Here is a 22,476-nt window from a genome sequence, read left to right as displayed (position 1 = left end):
TTGAAAATTTTAAAATTAAGACTTAAAAACTTTAAGATTAAAAAGATATGTACTTCTTATATAACCTAAGAAGATTAATTGAAAATCAGGGGAACGATGATGGTAAAATAAAAAATTTTAACAACTAAAGAAGAATTAGGCATTATTGCCAAAGAGGTTTTTATGAAGTTAAAAATACTGAAAAAGACTTGTTAGAATTGAAAATTTTAGATCATTGTGCAGGGTTTCGTGTCATAATAGTGATAGAGGCAAATAGTTATGTAAATATAAAGAGTTCAAGACTTCTACCAAAGTTTAAAACTCAAAAAATAAATAGTTGGTGTGCTGCTTAGAGTAACCATTTTGATAATGTGGATGCGAAACAAAAAGAGATAATCAGACTTCGTAAAAAATTGAAACAGGTTGAAATGGAGAATGATATTTTAAAGCAAGCTGCACTACTGTTAGGCAAAAAATAGACCTCATTATCTCGAACCGAGATAAATATAGCATTAGTGCAATGTGTAGACTACTTGGGGTCACAAGAAGTTTAGTCTATTATCATTTGAACAAAGAAAAAGATGTGAAATTAGATGAAGATGAAAAACTAATAGAAGAAATAAAAGAAATATTCAGAAGAAGTAGAAACAACTATGGAACACGCAAAATAAAAAAAGAACTAGGGAAAATTGGATATAAAATATCGAGAAGAAAAATAGGCCGAATAATGAAGAAAAATGGCCTAGTCTCAAACTATACAGTAGCACAATATAAAGTAATAAGATCCAAATGCAACGAAGAAGACATCCCTAACCTTTTAAATAGATAATTTGACAATAGAGACTATTTAGAAGCAATAGTAAGCGACCTAACATATGTAAGAGTAGGAAAAACATGGAATTATATATGTTTAATAATAGACTTAAACAGCCGTGAAATAATAGGATACTCATCAGGTAAAAACAAAGATGCAAATCTAGTAGCAGAAGCATTTTACTCAATAAGGCAGCCACTAAATCGTATAAAAATATTTCACACAGACAGAGGAAGAGAATTTAAAAATATAAAAATAGAAGAAATATTAAAGGTATTTGGGATAAAAAGATCGCTAAGTAAAAAAGGAAGCCCATATGATAACGCAGTAAGCGAAGCAGTCAATAAAGTAATGAAGACAGAATTCATATATCAGGAGAACTTTACTAATTTCCAAGAACTTAATCTAAAATTAGCAGAATACGTATATTGGTATAATAACCTAAGGATTCATGGATCTTTAGGATATAAAACACCAGTAGAATATAGAAAAGCAGAATAAAAAGCTCTGGAAGTTTCATAAATTAAATAAAATATATGAACAGACTGTCAAGGGCAAATTTCAACGAAATTTGGGCGAAGCCTTTACCCTTGATTGTCTGAGAATATATTTTATAATCTAAAGAAACTTTCAAGCTTGATAATGTTCGGTTATAAATTGTCTAAAAAAGGGTTGCCATTCCATGTATTTGGGTTCATTAGAAGAATGCCGAGCAATGGGTAACATGACGCTGATGTGTTTATACACAAAAAAGCTACACGTGCGTTGGCTGACAACAGGGAGCTAAGTAAATTAACACCAGCTAAAATGTTTGACGCTATTAATAAATGACAAGTATATGAAATTGGTTTTACCTAGTTTAAAAAAGAAATTATAATGAAAATATGGAGGCTAAGAATATGAAGATTAATAATGAATGTTGTTGTGGATGCAAAACAGAAAAGCCGGATCAAATTAAAGACAATTGTCCTGTATGTAATAATGAAGGGATTTCCGTTAGTAAAGTAACTGTTGAACATCTAGTGGTAGATGATTATCGTAATGCTGTTAACGGAGATCAATATAAGATTTGCATGAACGAGGACTGCGACGTTGTTTACTATAACTTAGATAATGAAATAAAATTCTTGAAAGACCAAGTTAGAGTTCCTATCTGGTTTAAGAAAGATGCAGATCCTAAGTATGCTTGTTATTGTAGCGAAGTCACAGAAAATCAGGTAATTGAAGCAGTTGTAAAGCATGGCGCGAAATCCGTAAAAGAAGTAAATGCCATCACTGGGGCAATGAAAAATTCTAATTGTAAAGAAAACAATCCGTTGGGAGTTTGTTGTCATAAGATTATTCAGGAAGCTATCGATAAAGGCTTGAAAATGAAATAATTACAGTCGATATGTTCCTACAAACGAGAGCCAATCTTTGATATGTTTCCATCTACGAGCGTGGATATGTTCCCCATAACCATAGGGGTTGAGACGGTGGCGATGCTCAGCCGCTAGGGCACGCGGAGCTGATAATTACAGCAAGAGCTTATTTATAATGATTCTTTTGTAAGATGATAATTCTCGGAATATTGGTCTGCTCCCCGTCAATAGGACACCAGCTGAAAATCTTGCGTACCAAGTTGGCTGGACAACGTTACTTATTCAGTGGGAAGATGATGAGAAAAAAGGACTTCAAGTAAAAACTCCATCGGATAAATTTAAATGGAATCAACTTGGCGAATTATATCAGTGGTTTACAGACACCTACGCCCATTTATCGTTAGAAGATTTGAAAGATAGATTAAAGAAGAATATCACTTATATTAATGCAATGATTGATAGGATGAGTGATGAAGAATTATTTGAACCGCACATGAGAAAATGGGCTGACGAGGCTACAAAAACGGCAGTATGGGAAGTATATAAGTTTATTCACGTGAATACTGTCGCTCCTTTTGGAACTTTTAGAACTCAAATCAGAAAATGGAAAAAGATGGAACTGTAATTCTAATTTATCAAGCTGAACAATAAAGGTGTATGTTGCTGACCCGACGGCCGCGCATAGCTCGTGCCGTTGAGGCCACGCGTGTATGCATATGTTGAATCAGATAGAGAAAGGAACAGGGAAAGAGGCTCGAAGCTGGAATAACTGGCATGAATTAAACCTTCTCTTTCACGGGACGCGCCATCATTTGCGGCAGAATGTTTTTTACTATGCTGAGCGCGAACTTGATACGGTGTCTTTACTTGCCAAAGAGCAAGCGGAGGAAAGCTCTTGTGTCTGTCTAATCGTTACGCAGAGCGCCAAGTTGTCAAAGAAAGAACGCAGCGCAGAGCATGTGCCCGTTTTGAGGCGACTCCACAAAATAGGTCGATTTCTTCTTACGAAGCAGAGAGAATAGAAAAGAGGTTGTCTCAGGCCAGCTGAGACAACCTCTTTTTATTGACGCAACGCCCGCTATTCTTTGTCGCTGAACAGCATTCGGCCGACGGAGAAGGCTTCTTCCAGATCAAGGCAGAAGGAGCAGCAGGGGCATATTTCATTTTCCTTGGCGAACTCGTCATAATCCTGCTGGGACTTGAAAAAGAGCATGGAGCAGCAGCAACATGAAGCCCAGTTGTCGCTGGCTTTCAAGTCGGAGTGCAGCACGCGGATAGCCTCTCGGTCCGGCAGAGCGCAGCATATCTTTTTATCCTTGATCGCGATGCGGATCGCGACGCCGCTGTTGCTGCAGGACGATGTGACGACGATGTCTTGATCGAAGGTGAAGGCGCAGCCGAGGGCGTCGATGGCGCACATGCAGTAAACCGCGCGGCCGTCGGCCAACGTCACCAGGTGGCGGGACGGCTTGGCTGAGACAGGGTAGATAGAAGAAACGCTGCCGTCTTCTTCGATTGCCAGAGCGTTTTTGGACTGGAGCGTTTTAACCATCGCTTTTTCGGCGTCGTTCGCGGCGAAAAACGGTTTGTGAGTGTCCGCAATGGAATTGATGATCCGGTTGCGGAACGCGTTTTCCTCGGCGGTTAAGCGCGCAGCGATGCTGTCAATGATGATACGGTCCCTGTCGTAATTCTTGAAAGTCAGCGAGTCCCTAAAGTTTGCTATGATACCAACACCCTTTCTTGAGTGATAATGAATGAGCCTAGGCTCAGGCGAGCGCTTAAAGCGTGATGATCTGGTCGACTCCTGCTGAGGCGAGCGTGGCGTACAGGTTGGGGAAACAGCCGATCGCCGCGCCGTCGACCAGTTTGTCGTCAATCCCGCGCTCGATCGCGCACAGGTCGCAGGCCATCAAGATCGTTCCATATTTCTTGTGAATCTTCTCTAGACGATCGCCAGTGCTACTGCCGCGCGTGAGCAGGAACGTGTTGTCGAAAAAGAACATCATTCCCGCGACCTCAACGCCGTGACGCTCCTCAAGCATCTGCGGAATAATCATCTTGTCCAGAATGCGCTGTGCGTTTGTTGTTGAGAAAATATACACGACCTTCATGTTGCTTCAACCTCCTCACTCATGATTGATTGCCGGGGCAGAGCTGTTCTGCCTCAAAAGGGAAAATAACAGTTACAGCCGTTAGAGGATAAAAACGCCGGTGGCTAGACAGATTCAATAAGTTTCGACTCGCGGAACGCCTTCCGCAAAAGGTCGGTGAGGTCACTCTCGTAGGTTTTGAACTGTTCAGAAGTGCGGTCGCGCGGGCGGGGCATGTCGATGGTAACATCAGCTAAAAGTCGGCATCCATTGGACCCCATGACGAGCACCCGATCGCTGAGGAAGACCGACTCGCTGACGTCGTGAGTTACCATGACGACGGTCGTCGCCACTTGACGCACCATGAGATCAAGCTCGTTCTGCATGATTTCGCGCATCTGAAAGTCAATGGCACCAAGAGGTTCGTCCAGCAGGAGCACTTTAGGACGGCTGGCCAGCGCGCGCACAACGGCTACGCGCTGCTGCATGCCGCCGGAAAGCTGAATCGGGAACTTGTTCTCGTGCCCCTTCAGGTGCGCCAGTTCCAACAGCTCCGCGAGCCGCTCTTCTTTTTCCTTGCGCGATGCGCCGGCAATCTTCATCGAGTAGAGAATATTGTCTTTGACGGTCATCCACGGGAAGAGCGCGTAATTTTGAAAGACGTATCCCCGCTCGACGCCGGGGCCTTCAATCTTCTGGCCGTCAAGCGTGATGGATCCCTCGGAGCAGGTCTGAAAGCCAGCCATAATGGTGAGAAGCGTCGTCTTGCCACAGCCCGAGGGTCCAAGCAGCGAGACGAATTGCCCCTGTTCCACCTGAAACGAAAGGTCGCCGATGACAAAATGGGTTGAACCATTCCGCTCGATGAAGAACTTTTTGACGTGATTAATTGCCAGCTGCGCCATCTTTATATCTCCATCCTGTTAGGCACCGTTCGAGCAACACGATGCTTTGGTCAATGGCAAAGCCGACAAGGGCTGACATAATCATGAGAGCGTACAAGAGGGGCGTCTGCATGCGCACCTGTGCTTCGACCATGATGTAGCCGAACCCGGTGCTGGTGGCGATGAACTCCGCGCAGATGACCGACATCCAAGCGCTCCCCAAGGCGAGGCGACAGCCCGTCAGGAAGTTCGGCAAGGCTCCCGGCAGGACGACGTCCCGCATCACTTGCCACGTTTTCGCCCCCATGCAGCGCGCCGCGTTCTTATAGTTGGGATCAATGTTCATGACCCCGGAAATTGTGTTGATCAGAATGGGGAAAACAGCGCTCATGGTGATCATGAAGACGGTCGGGCCGTCGCCCAGCCCGAACCAGATGATGGACAGGGGAACCCACGCCATGATAGGCACCTGCCGAATCGAGTTCACATAAGGCGACAGCGCGACAAGAGTCGTGCGGGAATAGCCCATCAGAAGGCCCAATGGTAGCCCGATCATGATCGCGAAGACACAGCCTGTGAAAACGCGGGTCAGGGTGATGTACAAGTTTGACATCACTTTTCCGTCAAACCAGCCTGTGAAAAACACTTTCATCGTCGTGAGAAAATCGGGAAGGATCAGGCTTCTGTTGATCGCTTTTGCCACAAAATACCAAATCGCGCAGACAAGCGCTGTGCCCGCCACCATGTAAACGACGCCTTTTTTGCGTCCCATGATGCCAGTTAGATCGAGCCCTCTTCTGGAAGAGTTAACAATTGAACGTTCAGTTTTTGCCATGCTTTGGACGTTTCTTCTCTGCGTTCAACGTGCAGGACGTCCGTCAAGAGTCCGTTGCAGAGAGAACCTTCTAACCTCCTGACCGTGTCGTTGTAAAACCGAATGAAATTTTTAAAGTTCTGGCCCTGAAGCGCGTCGTTGTGAACGAGGAGCACCGCTGTTGGCGCGCCGCTCGGCAGGGGACGGAGCACGTACTGCGGCAGCCTGATCGCGTCAGCGGCGTCAAGGACCACGGCGTCTACGGCCCCGCACTCCAGCGCATACGGCAGGGCCGGAGCCGCGATTGGGTGCAGTTCTGCCGTCCGTCCTAAGGTGCGGACGAGGGCCTCGTATTGAAGCACTCGTCCGCTCATATATCCAACCGATCGTGGGGTATTGTTTCCCCGGCTGACGAGAACGTTGGCGTTTTTCACCAGCGGGCCGAAAATCCGAAAGGGAGCGCCGGTCCCAAGGAACTTTTGTGCCGCGTCAGGGCACAGCACCGCCATATCGAAATCGCCGCCGGCCAACGCGAACTCGGCCTGTGTTCCACAGCAGTCGCTCAGCTGTAAAAACGAGAGGCGGTTCATATCGACAGCTTTCGCCTTCGCGCAGTAATCCTGTGCGGCGTGGGCGATGACGTGCCCCGCCAGATCGTTGCCGCAGGCGATTTTCAGGTATTCTCGTGGCGCGCGCCGCGGCGTTATTTCCTGTAAGAGCGTAACGGCCAACGCGGCGCCAAGAATGGCGAAGAGGGGGATAAATCGCCTATTCAACGATACCGTCAACCGCGACGGCCTTCGCTCTCCAATCTTTGTAGCTCATTCCCAGCGGGAAGACTGGGTCAACCTGCTCTGCAATGAACTTGTCAAAGTCAATCGCGCCGCTGGCGTTGAAGTACGTGAGGTCGATGTAGTCATCAAGATTCACCGAATTGATGTCGTCGCGGACGTGGTATTTCTTCATGGTGTCGAGCTGGTTCTGCATGTACTGGCGGTTCAGCTTCCAGCTGAGAGTCCGGCCCTCTTCGTTAAGCTTTTTGTACAGCGTCATCAGGCCAACTTCGAGTGGCACGTTGTAATTCGCGGAGAAAATTTGGGCGGCCTTGTACGGGTGCAGGTACATGAACTGTAAGCTCAGCGTGTGGGCCAGCAGCATTCGGCTGGCCAGCTTGGGGTGCTTTTTAGCGAAGTTGTAGTTCATGCAGACTTTGCAGCACGTGCCGTGTCCGCTCTCGCGCTGGGTGTTCTGGCGCACCATGACCCAGCCGGTTTTTTCGTACTCGGCCATAGAACCCCACGGATCGCAGCAGGTGAACGCGTCCAGTTTGCCGGCCACCATCGCAAAATACGCGTCCGCATCGCTCATCGAATAATTCTCGTAGTTCTTAATATCATTCGGGATCCCCAGCTGGGCAGTCCATTCCTGCCAGTTCAAGTCATTTGCTGTGTCTCCGCCGGCGCAGATTTTTTTGCCGATCAAGTCATGTGGGGTCTTAATCTTAAAGCTGCACACCAGATACTCCGCGCCGCCGGTGTGGTTTTCGGCGGCAATGAAAAGCGGCGTGCCGACCTGCACTGCCCGGAGCGTGGTCGTCCAACCGGCATAGGCCATGTCCATTCTTCCGGCGCTCATCGCTTCGGGGACCTTTCCGTTGCCGGTGATTTCTACTTTCATGCCGAGCGCCTTGAAAATGCCGGAATCTTTGCCGATGCAGGCAGCGGTCATGTGGTCACAGTTGTAGTAGCCGAGGTTGACCGTGTAGTCGGCGTCTTCCTTTGGGAGCGGCTCGAGCGAATACTTTGATACCATCGCCGCAACGATGCTTTCATTGTCAACGGCCATTGCTGACGAAGCGGTCAAGACGGTTCCGAGTGCGATGGATAACGCCAGTGCGACAAGACTCTTTTTCATGTTCAAAAAACTCTCCTTTGTGGGGGATAGATAAAACACACGTTTAGCAACAGTCTTCCATGCCCTCGCCGAAGAGACTGATCCATTTCCCCTCGACGAAGCGAAAAACAGCAAAACCAATATGGATGCCTTTTTGCCCGGAGACCAACAGCTCGACCGGCGGCCGCTCATCGATATCCCGCCACTGCATCCGGTAGTTCTCGAGCGGTGCGCGGGTCCACTCGGAAACGAGAAAATTCCCGTTGCTGGAATACACCGCGACCATTCGGTTTTCGTTTTCGTTTTCCCGGTACATGACGACAAGGTCTTCGATACCGTCGGCGTCGCAGTCTCCTGCGAGCGTCAGAAGGATTTCGCGGTCGGGGACGCACTCCTGGAAACGCTCAATGAGAGACGAAACCGGCGCAGCCCAAACGCGATACGCCAAGCCGTTCAAAAACAGCCCAACCAGTACCGACAGACGCGCCGCTTGGAGCCATATTCGCGGCCTTCTCATTAAGCTCTCCGACGCAGCGTGCGGCACACGTGAAGGAACCAGCCGTAACATCCAATGCCGAGAACGAGCAGGGCGCAGAACAGCTTGAATCGGTCGGAAAAATCGAAGGAAAACTTGTACGCAAAATCGATTTGCCCCTGCGAATGCGAGAGGTCAAAGATCGGCCGAAAACGCTCCGCGAAGAGGTAATTCGTGATGGAACCAAAGATCAGGCCACAAACCACCAGAGTTCCAGTGTAGATAACGACAGCCCTTTTGCCGATCAGACGCCAGATGCTGACCATCTCGGGAAAATTTGTGGCCACGCTCGACAGGAGAAATGTCACGGCAACTCCTGGGGCAGCTCCTGCGCTGACCAGCGCGGCGATAAACGGGATATGTCCCAAAGCGCACACGTACATTACACAACCGAGCAGCGTAATGCCCAACAGCGATACCAGACGCGGATTGCTGAGGTAGTCGAGGATAAAGGACACCGGCATGACGGCAAGCAAAAGCGCGGCAAAAGCCGTGCCAACGAGGATAAATCGACAGGTCTGAACGGCAAGATCGTTGAATCCCCACTCCAAGCCGCCCTTGAGGCGTTGGGCCAGCGGCTGAAGTTTGTAATCATGCGCTTGTTCGGCGTTTCCCGCCAGTCCCGCGGCCATCGGCGATTGAAGTTCAGGCCCTCCCAGAGCATTTCCAATGACGCCGATCGTGGCAGGAATGATAAAACCGCTGAGCAGGTAGACCGTCGCGATCTGAGGCCCGAGCATGGCGTAAGCCAGAATCACGGCTGCCGGATTGATGATTGGCGTCGCGACCAGAAATGCCAACGTCGGTCCCAGATACGCGCCTGAATAGTACAGCCCGAGAGAGAGCGGAACCACGCCGCAGCTGCAGATAGGAAGCAGCATCCCGGAGACGGTCGCCTTCACAATAGAAGAAAATTTTTTGTTGCCAAGAGAGCGCTGCAGCGCTTCCGGGCGCAAAACGGCGTGGAGCACGCCGCAGAGCAGGAAGCTGATAATCAACCACGGCCCGCTCGTTTTCAGCATTTCCCAACAGTATTGAAAGAAAAGCTTCATAACTCCTCGCCGATCGCCTCTGAGATGATCTTTTCGATAGAGCGGCGGCTCAAATCCTCATAGCGGTCCGTGCCGTTGATAATCATCGTTCCTCGCGTGATCGGACCGTACTTCGGCAGATAATCGAAATCTTTGCCAACGTAGTAGATCTTCAAGTCGATTTTGTCTGGAAAGCGCTTCTGAAGATCCCTCAAAACATCGCCGTACCCATCGCAGCAAGGGCACGTGTTGATAAACTCAACTTTCGTCATCCCACATCATCTCCGCACTTTTGTTTGGTATCAGACAGTCCGCTGCAGCTATCTCCCTCCCCGTGGAACTTCACATGACAATAAAGAATGAAGGTTAAAGACATCTCAGCTGTTAATAATTATATTCCGAAAGGAGTTAATGCGCAATCTAACATAGAATAGATAAGTTTCCTTTAAAGAATCTTTGGCCGGGCGGACGAATCCCGCGTAGCGCGGAAAATTCTGTGACGGTCCCTCGTCTGAAGAAAGCACTGTTGCGTGAAACCTTTTGGCATGATAAAAACCGTGCCCTCCGACGACGCTACCTGCTTGTCAATCTGTTATCGAATATGCTAATAGGTTGTTTCGTCTGGCGGAGCCGGCGCTTCTAGAAGTGCAGCCAGCGTAAAGACAAATTTCAGCGAAGACCGAAAGCGGAGAACCGCTCAGGCAGGATAGGCCTTCGGCGTTCAAGCTCGAGAAGGAGTCACAGATGTTTATCGTGTTATGATAAACACATATTAGGTTGAGTTACGAGAGGCTAAGATGGATAAATTCAGCCTGTTTAAAGAGCCTCGGGCGGTTTTGAAGATGGAAAGAGGAACAGAGAGGAAAGGACGGGCGTATTCGGATGGCAAAGGGAATCATCTATGTAATGTCGACCGTTGTTCCGGGACTGATCAAGATTGGCAAGACGGGGACGGAGAACTTTGAATCGAGAATGTATAACCTTGAGCGGAACGGATACTTCAACGTGGTCGGTCTGCAGCGGAGATTTGCTATTGAAGTGGATGAGTATGACGAAAAAGAGAAACTGCTTGATGAGATCTTCAGCAAGAACCGCGTTCCTAATTCCGAATTGTTTGCCCTCGATATCGAGCTGGTCGTTCAGCTGCTTGCGTCTTTTGAAGGGCGCCAAGTGTACCCAAAGAACAAGACGAAGGAGAATAGCTTTGCCATAGCTGACCGTCAACGCCGGGAGAGAGAAGACTGGAACAAGCTCCCGGACGGGCAGTATTTTATTTCTGGAAGCAAAAAGAACTTTGGCAAAATAAAAGCCACGATGCACGTTGAGAATGGCACCTTCATCGTCGAGAGGGGAAGCGTCTGCGTTCCCTTCGCTGACGGCAAAGTGCAGCCCGGTTTTATTGGGAACGCACGAATAGAGGAGAACATACTGCAGGAAGATGTCCCCTGCAGTTCGCCGTCCGCCGCAGGAGCGCTTGTCTTGGGGCGAAGTACCAACGGCTGGACGGCGTGGAAAGACAGCTCAGGCCGTTTGATAGACGTTTACCGCATGCCCGAGCCAGATGAAAAAGAGGTGGCTCAGAAAGGACATTAGAAGACACCGATTCATTCTCGGCACAGAAAAAAGTTTCTCGCTTGCGGAAAACGAGGGACTTCTCATCACACAAGAGGAACGGCTAGCCGTTAGGAAAGCTTTGCGGAAGCTGGCGTTTCCAGCAGTTGAGAAGAGGGTATGCAGAGATTAGTTCCCCTAATCCGCATAAAGCTATATGATAATAGTAAGCATTCTTATTATAGTGGCAAATCTCTTCGGGTGATAGGATATGCGTGTCGTTGAGGCAAACACATTAAAATTATTGAGGAGGGTGTTCTTATGAAAAAACTTGATATCTATTTGGCAAATCTGGTCGTTGGCAACATTAAGCTGCACAACCTGCACTGGAACGTGAAGGGCTTCGCTTTTAAGCAGGTGCACGAGTACCTTGAGTCCCTGTACGACGAGGTCTTTGAGAAGATGGACGAGGTGGCCGAGCTGCAGAAAATGAAGGGCGAGTTTCCGAAGGCGTCGGTCAAGCAGAGCCTTGAGCTGGCTTCCGTGAAGGAGCTGGAGGACAAGAGCTGGGACGTCAAAGAAGCGGTGACCATCGCCCTTGAGTACGTGAAGGAAATGAAGAAGCTGGCCCTTGAGATCCGCTCCGAGGCGGACGAGAAAGATAATTTCGCTCTGGCCAATATAATGGAAGATCACATTGCTGGCTACAGCAAGGAGATCTGGTTCATGGAGAGCATGCTGGCATAAGATGAATAGCCTAAGGGCAGGACGGCGTGCGCCGTCCTGCCCTTTTGACGTTGAACTCTTCTGCGCCCAAAGTGGCGGGCTGCAGTGAATAAAAAAACGCCAGAAGCTCCAATGAGCTTCTGGCGTCATTTTTATCCTACTGAGGGAGCGCTATCGGGACTGGACTTCGGTCCACGTGGCGCCGCCGCCGTTGAGCGCGGGGATCTGGTTGGGGTTGTCATTCCCGTTTGTCTGGTAAATGCGGTTGTCTTGGTCCGCCCAAGTGTGGTTGAAGTCGCTGCTGTAGGTCAGCTCCTTGCCTGTCGCGGTGTTGACGCCCCGGGAAGTTCCGGTGAGCACGTCATTCCAGCCTTGGTTGACCCGCTCTTGGCTCAGCTGGCGGTTTCGAATGGTCGCTTGCCGCTGTTCGGCGATGTACTTGTTGGTGTCGATCATCTGCTGGGTTTGTCTGTTGCGGGCCTGCTGCCTTTGCTGCTGCACGGCCGTTGTGAATTGGGTGCTCAGGCTCTGCCAGTACGGGTCTTCCTTGTAGCTATTGACCATGCGGATAAACTCCTGCGCCGCGTTCTGCAGTGGGCCTTTGGAGACGGGGATGTCGTACCCGAAAATCCCGCTCGGGCCAAATACGGCTACATAGCCCATCCCATCTTGGTTGATCAGCGTGCTGTAGTTCTTGAAGTACGCGAGCGAGTAAAAATCTTCGCCGTTGATTTTGAGCTGGTACACGGCGGTGCCATCGGCAACGCTCTGCTTTGTAATCATGCCTTCCGGCAAGACGTTCCCCTGTTTGGGATAGACCTTTGCCTCAAGAACCCGCACGTCGGTGATTTTGCCGTTGGGCGACGGGGAAATCTGCATGAGCGTTGGGATTGTTTGCTGCATGAACTCGTTCAGGTCAACGACGTGATTGGGGTAAAGGATTTTTGCCATCGGAGAGTTGCCGTACATCTGGGCGGTCATATCAGAAGTGATGACCATACCACTAGCGTTAATATACTGATAGGTCATAAAAAATCCTGTAGAAAGGCTAAGCGTTTCCTTCATGTCGGGCGCTTGGGCTCGAACGTAAAACGTTACCGGATTGTCTGCCTGAGCGTTCCAGCTTGTTTTTGTGCTGACGCTCCAATCTGCCGGCAGCTGGATCTTTGCTATCGGGAGCTGAACGTTCGTGTCGAATAAGACGAACTCTTTGAGCGAGCCGCCTGAACCGTTCTGGCCTGACGTTTGGCCGGTTGGCTGGCCGGCGGGCTGATTTGCCCCCGGCGTCTTCCCGGTGAATTTGCCGAGCAGGTCTTTCAGCGTGCCGGCCTGTCCCGAGGAGGGATAAGCGACGGCAAGCAAAGCCAAAGAGACGGCGCAGGAAAGAGCCGCTAAGACGTGAAAGCGAGACGTGTTGAACTTCATGGGATCTCCTCCTTTGAACTGTTGCCAACATGAATAACTGCACTGAAAAAAGCTTCCGGCTGCCGCGGCCAGGTCGATCTTTTGTATTTCTAATATTATACGTTCTAGATTTCAGACCGCAACGTTTGAGGCTCCTCGAGCAGCCCGCCGGGCTGAGGGGCGGGCTTTGAGCTCGATAACAGGGCACAGAAAAGGCCCGAAGCGAAAACGCTTCGGGCCAATGCTCGTCCGAAAAGGGCCGAGTTGTGCGCAGGGCAACGCGCGGGCGGCGGAGAGACGGGCTACTTGTTGTTCGTGTTGTCGCTGATGAGCTGATAGCCGAGGTTCTTCCAAGCCTCTTCGACTTCAGTCATGCACTTGTTGGTGAACTCGGTAACCATCTTGGTGCGGGCGGCCGGATCCTTCTCGGCCTTGAGTTTTTCGTCCATCTGGGCGACGTCCTCGACCATCTTCTTTTCCAGCGGAGTTCTGACTTTCGTCAAGGTTTTCATGCTGCTGGCGTATTTTTCGAGCGCCAGGTCGTCAACGAGCATGAACTTCCACTGCGCCGAGTCGGGCGAGTAAAGATTCCGATCGAACGTGCGCCAAGACTTCGGCGTGTCGACGACGCCGTTGTAAATGGGCACGTAGCAGGTCGTGTGCGGGTTGTCGTAGCCGAACCACAGAACCGTCGTGGCTTCTTTCGGCATGCCGTCGCGCACTTGGGCGACGAAGCTGTAGGCGCAGTCCCACTTGGCGATCGGGCGCGAGTAGGGGATCTGCAGCAGGCGGCGCTGGGCTGACGTGGGGAACGGAGAGGCCAAGGGACTCTTCGCCAGCTGGTCGCCGTCTCTGATGAACCACTGGTCGGCGTTGTACATGTCGAAAATCGTTCCGTCCATGTGAGACCGCAGGAGTTCCTGCACGTCCTGAACGGACACTTTCTTCTTCGGCTTGATGGCGAACGGGTAACTGGTTACTTCTGCCCAAGGATCCCACTCGCGGTCAGGATCAAGTTTGCTGTAGGTGTAGTACAGCCGGTTGCGGACCCAGTCGGACGAGATCGCCCAGCCGCCCAGCAGGGGGGAATAGGCCTTCGTCCAGTTGAAGGGCTCGCCGCTCTTGGGATCCCACCAGCCCATGTCGATGGCGAACTGCTGGTAGTTTTCGCTCGCCATGTAGTTTTCGGTGTCTTCGGGGTGAACTTCCTGGATACGGCTGACGTTGCAGGTCACCGTAACCATGTCGTCAGGAACGCGGCGGGCGACCCAAATGGCGCCGGGCTTGCCGCTGTCAGGCTGCCAGGTGAACCCGACGGAACGGAGCTCAAAGACCCACGCTTCCTTCGTGTCGGCGATGCAAAGGCTTTCGCCTTCGTAGTCGCAGGAGCCGAGGAAGCCGTATTTCTCGGCCAGCGTTCCCATCGTCTTGATGGCTTCGCGGGCCGTCTTGCAGCGCTGCAGCGCCAAGACTTCAAGCTGTTCAATGGTGAGAATGGCCTTGGCGTCGGGACGGAAGGACTTCATTTCCATCTTCTGGGAGACGGTGCTCTCGCCGAACGCCAGTCCCCATTCGTTCATGAAGGGATACCCGACGTTGTAGTAACCGTAGGTTTCTTCTACCTGAGGAATCTCGCCGATTTTCACCGGATCGCCGTACTCTTCGTTGGTGATGTTCCAGAATACAGGCGTGGTGGAACCCTTTTCGTGCTTGCCTCCCGGGATAAAGGTGACGCGGGCGTTGTAGAACGCGCCGTCAGCCGTATGGGATGTGATGACCGAGCCGTCTGCGGAGGCCAGTCGGCCAACGAGAACGTCCGTGCAGCTCCATGCACTGGTCGCCGCGAGTACGATCGTGCTGAGAACGAGCGGAGTAATACGAGATTTTTTCACAAGAGTACCCCTTTCTGTGAGGTCAAAGAATCTCTGAGATGCCGTCGCCCTAGTTGCGTAATAACGCGCAACAAAATTATAGCAGTTCTCATGTCCCTTTTCGGCGTGGCTCTGGTTATTTTTATTGGAAAATAATTGTGAAAAATCCCATCTGATACAATAGAACGTAGAAAAGCGTGGAAGGGGGCGTCAGAAATGAGACGTCTGGCAATGTGTATTCTTGCTGCCCAGCTGGTCGCTTCGACGGCATGGGGCGCCGTTCGGCCTGTTGACTTCTTTTATCGTCTGCGGTCTGGGACTCTCGAGCAGGCGACTGGGGATTTTTCGGACGGGGCGTCGGCTTCTTGGACCGAAAAGGACGGGACGACGCCTCTGATGGCGGCGACTGAGAACCAAAATCAGAAAGTGCTGTATCACGTGCTCGTTTCAGGCGGGCTGAAGACGCTGAACGCTCAGGATGAGCAGGGACAGACGGCGTTAGTTCGGGCGTGCGGTAACAAAAACGTTAATCCTGAGGTGGTTCGGCTGCTGATTCTCGCAGGGGCGAAGCTGGATATTCGGGATAATCGGGATCGGACGGCCTATTCGCTCGCCAAGATGAACCCGTCCATCCGAAAAAGTGATGTGTACAAAATGATTACCGACCGGCTGGCGGGCATCACGCCGTGCTGAGCGAAATGACCTCTGCCCGGGGGCAGATGTTCGGGCCTAGCGGCACAGACAAAAGAAGCGCAGGAACCTTTTAACGGGTTCCTGCGCTTCTTCTTTTTGCTTTTTACCGTTCGATGAGTCCCCAGTGGGACAGCCGGCGGGTCGTTTCTTCCCGGCCGAGAAGTTCGGCGATTTCAAAGATGCCCGGGCTGACTTTATAGCCGGTCAGGCACCACCGAAGGGGCATGGCGACCTGCTTAAGTTTGCAGCCGTTGTCGGTGCACCACTGGCGGGCGAACTCTTCCAGCTGGTGGCCAATCCACTCCGGCCGGGCGGTCATCTGGGTGAAGAACTTCCGCAGGAGAGCGCGGTCGTCATCGGTCAGATCCGACGCGTCGTACCGTTTGGTGACCGGCGCGAATCCGACGAAGTAGTCGGAGAACTCGGCCAGCTCCCGGCAGGTCTTTCCGCGGCCGCCCATCAGGGCGAACGCTTTGTCCAAGTAGTCCATCGACAGGTTCGAGCAGTCGATCCCTTCGTCTTCCCAGAAGTGCTTGACGAGCTCAAGTTTTCGGGCTGTCGGCAGTTTTGCCAGATGAGCGCCGTTGATGTAGTTGAGCTTGTCCATGTCGAAGACCGACGGCTTGCGGATAATGTCGGACAGCTGGAACTGTTCGACGGCCAGATCCCGGTCGAAAATTTCCACGTCGCCGGCAGGCGCCCAACCGAGCAGGCAGAGGAAGTTGAAGATCGAGCTGGGCATGTAGCCGAGGTCGCGGTACTCGTAAACGCTGGTCGCTCCGTGGCGCTTGGACAGTTTTTTCTTGTCCGGCCCAAGGATCATCGGCAGGTGGGCGAACTGGGGCATGTTCCAGCCCAAGGCGCGGTACAGGAGAACCTGCTTGGGCGTATTGGACACGTGGTCGTCGCCTCTGATGACGTGGGTGATGTTCATCGTGTGGTCGTCCACGACGACGGCATAGTTGTAGGTGGGGAAGCCGTCGCTCTTGATAAGGACGATGTCCTTCATCTGGCCGTTTCGCCCGTCGATGAGCGAGTCGCTCTTCACGTCGATGTGGCCGAATACCTGATCGTCGAAGCCGATGTCGAGCCCGAGCGGCACCCGATAGATGACCGCGTTGCCGTCCTTGTAGGCCTTCCCTTCGTCCAAAAGCTGCTGAGCGTACTGGCGGTACAGGCCAAGCCGTTCGGTCTGACGGTACGGTCCGAAGCTGCCGCCGACGTCGGGGCCCTCATCCCAGTCAAGGTTCATCCACTTCATGCCCGACATAATGGTCTCTTCGTACTCGGCGGTGGACCGCTCCCGGTCGGTGTCTTCAATCCGAAGGATAAAAGAGCCGCCGCAGTGACGGGCCCACAGCCAGTTGAAAAGGGCCGTGTGGGCGCCGCCGATGTGAAGCGCTCCGGTCGGACTGGGGGCAAAACGAACTCGCACCGTGTTGTTCATGGTCGGAAGATCCTCCTTGTGAATCATTTCCACAGTATTTACAATCAATGGTTGTAGATGACTATTATACCTGTCCGGGGAATGGAATCAAACGGGCCGAAAGACCTTTCCTGCGATCTGCCGGGCCAGTAGGGTACAATAAACGCAGAATGACCGAGGAGGCTTGGAAGATGACAGAACGGCGAATACTTCTTGTTGACGGCCATGGCATCGCGTTTCGGGCGTTTTTTGCCCTGCCGGAAATGACGGCGCCCAACGGGACGCACACCAACGCGGCCGTCGGCTTCTTCAACATGCTGGGCCGAGCCGTAACGGCTCACCAGCCCGACAGAGTTGTCGTGGCGTTTGACATGAAGGGCCCGACGTTTCGCCACGAGCTCTTCGCCGACTACAAGGCGAACCGCCCGGCCACGCCGCCGGAGTTCAGCGAGCAGATGCCGATTATCCATCAGCTGCTGGCGAGCGCCGGGATCGACGTGATGGAGTCCGCCGGGCTGGAAGCGGACGACCTGATCGGCGCGGCGGCCTGCCAGTGGAGCGAGGACGCCCAGATCCTGATCCTGTCATCGGACAAGGATATACTTCAGGTGCTGGGGCCGGGAGTGACGATCCTCAGGCCGGCCAAGGGCGTCTCGGACGTCGAAATCGTAACCGCTGAGTCGTTCGCCCAAGAGTGGGGCTTCCCCCCCGCCTGATGGTCGATTACCTGGCGCTTGTCGGTGACAAGGTGGACAACGTGCCCGGCGTGCCGAGCGTGGGCGACAAGACGGCAAAGCGCCTGCTCTCGTCTTACGGTTCCATTGAGGGAATCTTGGAGCACGCCGACGAACAGACTCCGGCGCTGCGAAAAAAGCTGGGCGAGTTCGGCGCTCAGGCTCTCGAAACCCGAAAGTTGACGAAACTTCGCTGCGACGTGGACATGACCCAGTTTGAAAACCAGTCGGCCCAGCCGGACGAAAAGAGCTTTAACGCCGTGCTTGACGGGCTGGCGATTAACCACCGACTGGCCCGGCCGTTTTTTCCGACTCAGGCCGCATCCGAAGGGCAGGGAGCCGACGAACCGCAGGTCGACGACGTCGAAACGATCGTCCTGTACCCTGAGCCGGCCGAAGAAGTTCCGCTGACTACGCTGATTGGCGCGCCCCGGTTGGCCGTGGACGTGTCGGACGACGGGGAAACCGCCAGCATCTGCGCGCCCGGCGGCCAGTGGTGGAGCGGACCGCTGGCCGAACTGAAAGGGGAGAGCGGCGTCCTGTCGCGCCGAAAAGTTTACTGTTCTGACTTAAAGCGGCTGTTCGGCCTGACCGGCCTTTCTGGCAGTTGGGACTTGAAGACAGCCCACTACCTTCTGCACCCTGACCTGACGGCTCACGGCCTGCCTGATTTGGCCGACGGGCTGCCGTTTGGCCCGGAGCGGACGCTGCGGCTGTTTCCCCTCGCCGAGGACTTGAACGAAAAAATTGAAAGCTACGGCATGACCGACCTGATGAAGACGGTCGACTTGCCCCTCCTTCCGGCCTTGGTCCGAATGGAGCAGGCGGGCGTCCACTTGGACGGCCCGGCGATGGTCGCGTTTACCGCTCAGCTGGAAGCGTCCCTCGACCGGGTGAGCGGCGAAATACTGACCTACGCCGGCGGGCCAATTAACTTGAACTCGCCCAAACAGGTGGGCGAACTGCTGTTTGAAAAACTCGGCCTGCCGGTCATCAAGCGAACCGCCCAGAAAGGGTACTCTACCGACGTGTCCGTGTTGGAAACGCTCTGTCGCTCAGTCGGCGACATCTGCCCCGTGCCAGCGCTCCTGCTTGAGCACCGGGAGCTTTCAAAAATGCTGTCAGGCTTTGCCGTTCCCTTGGCTGCCGCGTCTCGAGACGGGGTGGTTCACAGCACCTTTGAGGCTCAGACCACCGGAACGGGGCGGCTCAGCAGCCGGGATCCGAACCTGCAGAACCTGCCCAACTACAGCGAGCTGGGCGGACAGCTCTGTCGGTGCCTGACCGCCGGCCCGGGCGGCGTCTTCGTGGCGGCGGACTACTCCCAAATTGAACTGCGCGTGTTGGCTCACCTGAGCGGCGAACGCCGCCTGCGGGAGATCTTTGAGGCCGGTCGGGACATTCACACCGAAACGGCCGCGATGATCCTAGGCATCCCGGCGGACAGCGTCACCAAAGAACAGCGCCGGATGGCCAAAACTGTCACGTTCGGCCTGCTGTACGGCATGAGCGCCTTCGGGCTGGCCGACCGGCTGTCAGTCGGTCAAGCTGAAGCCCGCGGAATCATGGACGCCTACTTTGCCGCCCTTCCGGGCGTTCGGGAGTACGTGGACGCGACGGTTGCCGAGGCCCGACGGCGGGGTTACAGCCAAACCGCCTATGGCCGGATTCGTCCCTTGGACGAAGTGGCGACGGGACGTCAGACCGATCGGGGGCACGCTCGCCGCGTGGCGATCAACTCGCCTGTGCAAGGGACCGCGGCCGACATCACTAAAATGGCTATGATCACCGTCGACCGAGAGCTGGCGGCCGCCGGAGTTCCGATGGTCCTGCAGGTTCACGACTCGATCGTCTGCCGGACGACGCCGGAGAACGCTGAGCCGGTGGGGAAGAAACTCGCCGAACTCATGACTGGCGCGGTAAAACTCTCTGTGCCGCTGGCTGTGGAGACGAAAACGGGAAAAACTCTGGCTGACGTCTAAGGCCTCAGGAACGGTAATTTATGGTAAAATCTGTAGCGATTTGCGGCAGACTTCAACGGTTTGAAAGGGGACAGCACGGTGATTCTCACTTCTCTTCGCACTCAGATTAAATGGATTCTGGTAGCGTTTCTTGTCGCGTTCGGCCTCTCGATCCCGCTCATGTACGGGGTGGGCAGGCATGATGAAAAGAACAAAGGCGTCCGGGATCACGTTGTAGCCAGCATTGACGGGCGCGAGTACAAGCTGAGCGAGCTTCACAAAGCCATGCAGGGCTACGCGGAGCGCAACAACATCAAGCTGACGCAGGAGAACCTGCCGGCTGTCTACCAGCAGACCTTGGACTCGCTGGCAACCCAGATTGCCCTCGACAAAGCCATTAAAGAACGGGGCATTGAGCCGACGGAAGCTCAGGTCAACGAACAGCTGAAACAGCTTGAAGTCCAGTACGTCACCAAGGAAGCCTTCTTGGCGAACCTTCGAGCCACTGGTTCTTCTCTCGAACAGGTAAAGGCCAACTTGGCCCATGACTTGGCCGTCCGCCAGCTGCTGACGCAGGAGAGCGAGTCGGCGACCGTCGACGATCAGCAGGTAAAGAGCCTGTACGACCTGTTTGTTACCATGAAGCAGCCCATGGTCTACCGCCCGTCCGGCGTTGAGGGCCATCACGCCGAATTTAGGACCAAAGAGGCCGCCGAGGCGTTCCTCGCCGCTGTTAAAGCGGGTGAAGACTGGAAAACTGCCGCCGACAAGGCCGGCGACAACAAGATCGGTTCTACCGACGGCAAGATGACCAGCTTTGTGTCCGACACCGACGTCAAAGAGCGATTCCCGTTCCTTGGCACCATGAAGGACGGAGACTACACGCTTCAGCAGATTGCCGACGGCGATTTCTTGATCTTCCGCCGCGTCGGCGCAACGACAGAGAAAACTCTCACGTTTGAAGAGGCCCAGCCCCAGTTGAAAGCGCTGGCTCTGAATCAGGCCCGGATGGTTAAACAGCAGGAGTTCCTCACCGCCCTGAAAGACAAGGTTAAAGTTGAGATTATCGATCCGGACGTCTTCCCCAAACCGGAAGCGCCGAAAAAAGAAACGGCCGCCCCGGCTGCAGACGCCGCTAAACCGGCAGCAGAGGCCCCGAAGGCTGAAGAAGCCAAGCCTGCAGAGGCTCCGGCGGTTGAGGCACCGAAGGCCGAAGAGGCCAAGCCCGCAGAGGCTCCGGCGGCTGAAGCACCAAAGGCTGAGGAAGCCAAGCCCGCAGAGGCCCCGGCGGTAGAAGCTCCGAAGGCTGAGGAAGCTAAGCCCGCGGAGGCTCCGGCCGCTGAGGCACCAAAGGCCGAAGAGGCCAAGCCCGCAACAGCCCCCGCGGTTGAAGCGCCCAAGGCCGAGGAACCGAAGCCGACAGCAGCTCCGGCGGTTGAGGCACCGAAGGCCGAAGAGGCCAAGCCCGCAGAGGCTCCGGCGGTTGAGGCACCGAAGGCCGAAGAGGCCAAGCCCGCAGAGGCTCCGGCGGCTGAAGCACCAAAGGCTGAGGAAGCCAAGCCCGCAGAGGCCCCGGCGGTAGAAGCTCCGAAGGCCGAGGAAGCTAAGCCCGCAGAGGCTCCAGCAGTCGAAGTCCCGAAGGCTGGAGAGGCCAAGCCTGCAGAGGCTCCGGCAGTTGAAGCTCCGAAGGCCGAAGAGGCCAAGCCCGCAGAGGCTCCGGCAGTCGAAGCTCCGAAGGCTGAGGAAGCTCAGCCGACAGAATCTAAGTAACGCGATACGTCGTAGAAGCACGCGCGCGGCTTGACAGAAAACGACACTCGGCTTACAATATCGTCTGTTTCATGGAGCGGAGAGATGGCCGAGAGGTCGAAGGCGCACGCCTGCTAAGTGTGTGACCCGTTTCGGGTCCGAGGGTTCAAATCCCTCTCTCTCCGCCACTGACAACGAGCGCCGGTAGCCCAGCTGGATAGAGCGTCTGGCTACGGACCAGAAGGTCGTGGGTTCGAATCCTGCCCGGCGCGCCAAAAAATTAAAAGTCCCGTGCGACAAGGTCGCACGGGACTTTATTTTTACCGGGCTTGTAGATATCATTGTTAAAAGATGTCGCGTCTGTTTTAACGGCTTCTAGGCCAAAACGGCTCCAAAATAAGACTTGAAGCGGCCCAAAGAAAAACAGACGGCCAAATTTGGGCCGTGACGAGATTAGAACGTCCCTGTTAACTCAATCGAAAAGATAGAAAAGCTCAGCTTGCCCCGTCGAGACTTAAAACAGGCCCTTTCATCTGTAACGAGGAGAAGGGCGTAAGAAGACTCATGGAGCAAAGCGAGCTTGCATGATGCAAGAATAGCTCGTGAAGAGACAAAACTAAAACCATTATGAAACGCGTAAGACCGCGCAGGCCCCCTAACCGTGGCTATGGGCTGTGCTTGCGGAGGCTTTATGATTTTGTTGTAAGGCGGCTAGGCGGTGCATTTGCACTGCGTTCTGTGCTGCCATAAAGAAGGCCACTCCTTGAACTGATATGCTCCCCCCAAGTAGGACAGGGAAATATAAAACCTACTTGGGGGGTATTTCTATGCCCAGAAAAAGCAAGATAGACTCAGCTTTGAAAATATCTCTAGTTGAAAGCTATCTCCGAGACGAAATCAGCTGCACAGAAGCGACAAGGCAAGCGGGGCTTAGGGGCCGCGCATCGTTTAGGAGTT

At 53.3% G+C, this 22,476-nt stretch carries 20 protein-coding genes, 2 tRNA genes and 1 pseudogene; 11 read left to right on the top strand and 12 right to left on the bottom strand.

The features are described 5' to 3' along the window. Positions 1 to 344: 344 nt before the first annotated feature. The 3 genes and pseudogenes from HMPREF1249_RS08130 to HMPREF1249_RS07920 all read left to right on the top strand — a co-directional run. Positions 345 to 1,294 (top strand): annotated as a pseudogene (locus tag HMPREF1249_RS08130) (IS3 family transposase); the annotation flags it as partial. 383 nt (positions 1,295 to 1,677) lie between these two features. Next, complete coding sequence (locus tag HMPREF1249_RS07925; protein ID WP_002846217.1) at positions 1,678 to 2,172, top strand: Csac_0668 family 2Fe-2S cluster-binding (seleno)protein; 495 nt, start codon at positions 1,678 to 1,680, stop codon at positions 2,170 to 2,172. A gap of 190 nt (positions 2,173 to 2,362) precedes the next feature. After that, a complete protein-coding gene (locus HMPREF1249_RS07920) occupies positions 2,363 to 2,779 on the top strand; it encodes a ClbS/DfsB family four-helix bundle protein (RefSeq protein ID WP_446718520.1) in 417 nt (138 codons plus the stop codon). Positions 2,780 to 3,232: 453 nt separating this feature from the next. Here the strand turns inward: HMPREF1249_RS07920 and HMPREF1249_RS07130 are convergent, their stop codons facing one another. The 9 genes from HMPREF1249_RS07130 to saoT form a co-directional block, all read right to left on the bottom strand. Further along, entirely contained in the window at positions 3,233 to 3,706 is a 474-nt protein-coding gene (locus tag HMPREF1249_RS07130; RefSeq protein WP_021776090.1) for an alkylmercury lyase family protein, read from the bottom strand. A gap of 229 nt (positions 3,707 to 3,935) precedes the next feature. Beyond that, a complete protein-coding gene (gene saoD / locus HMPREF1249_RS07125) occupies positions 3,936 to 4,268 on the bottom strand; it encodes a DsrE-related protein SaoD (protein WP_008522717.1) in 333 nt (110 codons plus the stop codon). Between the two features lie 104 nt (positions 4,269 to 4,372). Further along, complete coding sequence (gene saoA / locus HMPREF1249_RS07120; RefSeq protein WP_008522718.1) at positions 4,373 to 5,152, bottom strand: ABC transporter ATP-binding protein SaoA; 780 nt, start codon at positions 5,150 to 5,152, stop codon at positions 4,373 to 4,375. After that, positions 5,133 to 5,903, bottom strand: a complete 771-nt coding sequence (saoP, locus tag HMPREF1249_RS07115; protein ID WP_021776072.1) for an ABC transporter permease subunit SaoP — start codon at positions 5,901 to 5,903, stop codon at positions 5,133 to 5,135. The genes saoA and saoP overlap by 20 nt, the downstream gene beginning before the upstream one ends. A gap of 8 nt (positions 5,904 to 5,911) precedes the next feature. Next, entirely contained in the window at positions 5,912 to 6,721 is an 810-nt protein-coding gene (gene saoB, locus HMPREF1249_RS07110) for an ABC transporter substrate-binding (seleno)protein SaoB (protein WP_155801323.1), read from the bottom strand. Next, on the bottom strand, positions 6,714 to 7,859 hold the full coding sequence (gene saoX / locus HMPREF1249_RS07105; protein ID WP_008522721.1) for an ABC transporter substrate-binding subunit SaoX: 1,146 nt from the start codon (positions 7,857 to 7,859) through the stop codon (positions 6,714 to 6,716). Before saoX ends, saoB begins: the two co-directional genes overlap by 8 nt. Before the next feature lie 43 nt (positions 7,860 to 7,902). After that, a complete protein-coding gene (gene saoC / locus HMPREF1249_RS07100; RefSeq protein WP_021776084.1) occupies positions 7,903 to 8,355 on the bottom strand; it encodes a Cys-Cys-COOH (seleno)protein SaoC in 453 nt (150 codons plus the stop codon). Continuing rightward, positions 8,355 to 9,425, bottom strand: a complete 1,071-nt coding sequence (saoE, locus tag HMPREF1249_RS07095) for an efflux transporter SaoE (RefSeq protein ID WP_008520779.1) — start codon at positions 9,423 to 9,425, stop codon at positions 8,355 to 8,357. Before saoE ends, saoC begins: the two co-directional genes overlap by 1 nt. Next, on the bottom strand, positions 9,422 to 9,676 hold the full coding sequence (gene saoT, locus HMPREF1249_RS07090; RefSeq protein ID WP_008520781.1) for a thioredoxin-like (seleno)protein SaoT: 255 nt from the start codon (positions 9,674 to 9,676) through the stop codon (positions 9,422 to 9,424). Before saoT ends, saoE begins: the two co-directional genes overlap by 4 nt. A gap of 610 nt (positions 9,677 to 10,286) precedes the next feature. Between saoT and HMPREF1249_RS07085 the strand changes: the two genes are divergently transcribed. Then, the gene (locus HMPREF1249_RS07085; RefSeq protein ID WP_021776075.1) at positions 10,287 to 10,997 is read left to right on the top strand and encodes a DUF4357 domain-containing protein; all 711 of its coding nucleotides are present in this window, start codon (positions 10,287 to 10,289) and stop codon (positions 10,995 to 10,997) included. A gap of 279 nt (positions 10,998 to 11,276) precedes the next feature. Further along, the gene (locus tag HMPREF1249_RS07080) at positions 11,277 to 11,702 is read left to right on the top strand and encodes a Dps family protein (protein WP_021776070.1); all 426 of its coding nucleotides are present in this window, start codon (positions 11,277 to 11,279) and stop codon (positions 11,700 to 11,702) included. A gap of 150 nt (positions 11,703 to 11,852) precedes the next feature. Here HMPREF1249_RS07080 and HMPREF1249_RS07075 read toward each other — a convergent pair whose 3' ends face one another. Further along, positions 11,853 to 13,106: a hypothetical protein gene (locus tag HMPREF1249_RS07075; RefSeq protein ID WP_008520792.1), complete on the bottom strand. Its 1,254-nt coding sequence runs from the start codon at positions 13,104 to 13,106 to the stop codon at positions 11,853 to 11,855. Positions 13,107 to 13,387: 281 nt separating this feature from the next. Beyond that, positions 13,388 to 14,977: a dipeptidase gene (locus tag HMPREF1249_RS07070; RefSeq protein WP_021776073.1), complete on the bottom strand. Its 1,590-nt coding sequence runs from the start codon at positions 14,975 to 14,977 to the stop codon at positions 13,388 to 13,390. A gap of 195 nt (positions 14,978 to 15,172) precedes the next feature. Between HMPREF1249_RS07070 and HMPREF1249_RS07065 the strand changes: the two genes are divergently transcribed. Next, entirely contained in the window at positions 15,173 to 15,649 is a 477-nt protein-coding gene (locus HMPREF1249_RS07065; RefSeq protein WP_008522728.1) for an ankyrin repeat domain-containing protein, read from the top strand. A 103-nt stretch (positions 15,650 to 15,752) separates the two neighbouring features. Here the strand turns inward: HMPREF1249_RS07065 and gltX are convergent, their stop codons facing one another. Continuing rightward, the gene (gene gltX, locus HMPREF1249_RS07060) at positions 15,753 to 17,096 is read right to left on the bottom strand and encodes a glutamate--tRNA ligase (RefSeq protein WP_008522729.1); all 1,344 of its coding nucleotides are present in this window, start codon (positions 17,094 to 17,096) and stop codon (positions 15,753 to 15,755) included. 170 nt (positions 17,097 to 17,266) lie between these two features. Here gltX and HMPREF1249_RS08125 point away from each other — a divergent pair, with 170 nt between their 5' ends. The 5 genes from HMPREF1249_RS08125 (at position 17,267) to HMPREF1249_RS07040 (ending at position 21,794) form a co-directional block, all read left to right on the top strand. Next, a complete protein-coding gene (locus HMPREF1249_RS08125; RefSeq protein ID WP_021776069.1) occupies positions 17,267 to 17,791 on the top strand; it encodes a 5'-3' exonuclease in 525 nt (174 codons plus the stop codon). Next, the gene (locus HMPREF1249_RS07055) at positions 17,791 to 19,791 is read left to right on the top strand and encodes a DNA polymerase (protein WP_231366892.1); all 2,001 of its coding nucleotides are present in this window, start codon (positions 17,791 to 17,793) and stop codon (positions 19,789 to 19,791) included. The genes HMPREF1249_RS08125 and HMPREF1249_RS07055 overlap by 1 nt, the downstream gene beginning before the upstream one ends. 78 nt (positions 19,792 to 19,869) lie before the next feature. Then, a complete protein-coding gene (locus tag HMPREF1249_RS07050) occupies positions 19,870 to 21,540 on the top strand; it encodes a SurA N-terminal domain-containing protein (RefSeq protein ID WP_231366891.1) in 1,671 nt (556 codons plus the stop codon). 78 nt (positions 21,541 to 21,618) lie between these two features. Beyond that, positions 21,619 to 21,707: transfer RNA gene (locus HMPREF1249_RS07045), tRNA-Ser, on the top strand. A gap of 10 nt (positions 21,708 to 21,717) precedes the next feature. Next, a tRNA-Arg gene (locus HMPREF1249_RS07040) sits at positions 21,718 to 21,794 on the top strand. Positions 21,795 to 22,476: the final 682 nt, after the last annotated feature.

This window comes from Jonquetella sp. BV3C21 (assembly GCF_000468895.1).
GTDB classification, from domain to species: domain Bacteria; phylum Synergistota; class Synergistia; order Synergistales; family Dethiosulfovibrionaceae; genus Jonquetella; species Jonquetella anthropi.
Note: the sequence above shows the minus strand (reverse complement) of the source record. Positions and strands in the feature narration are given on the sequence as shown.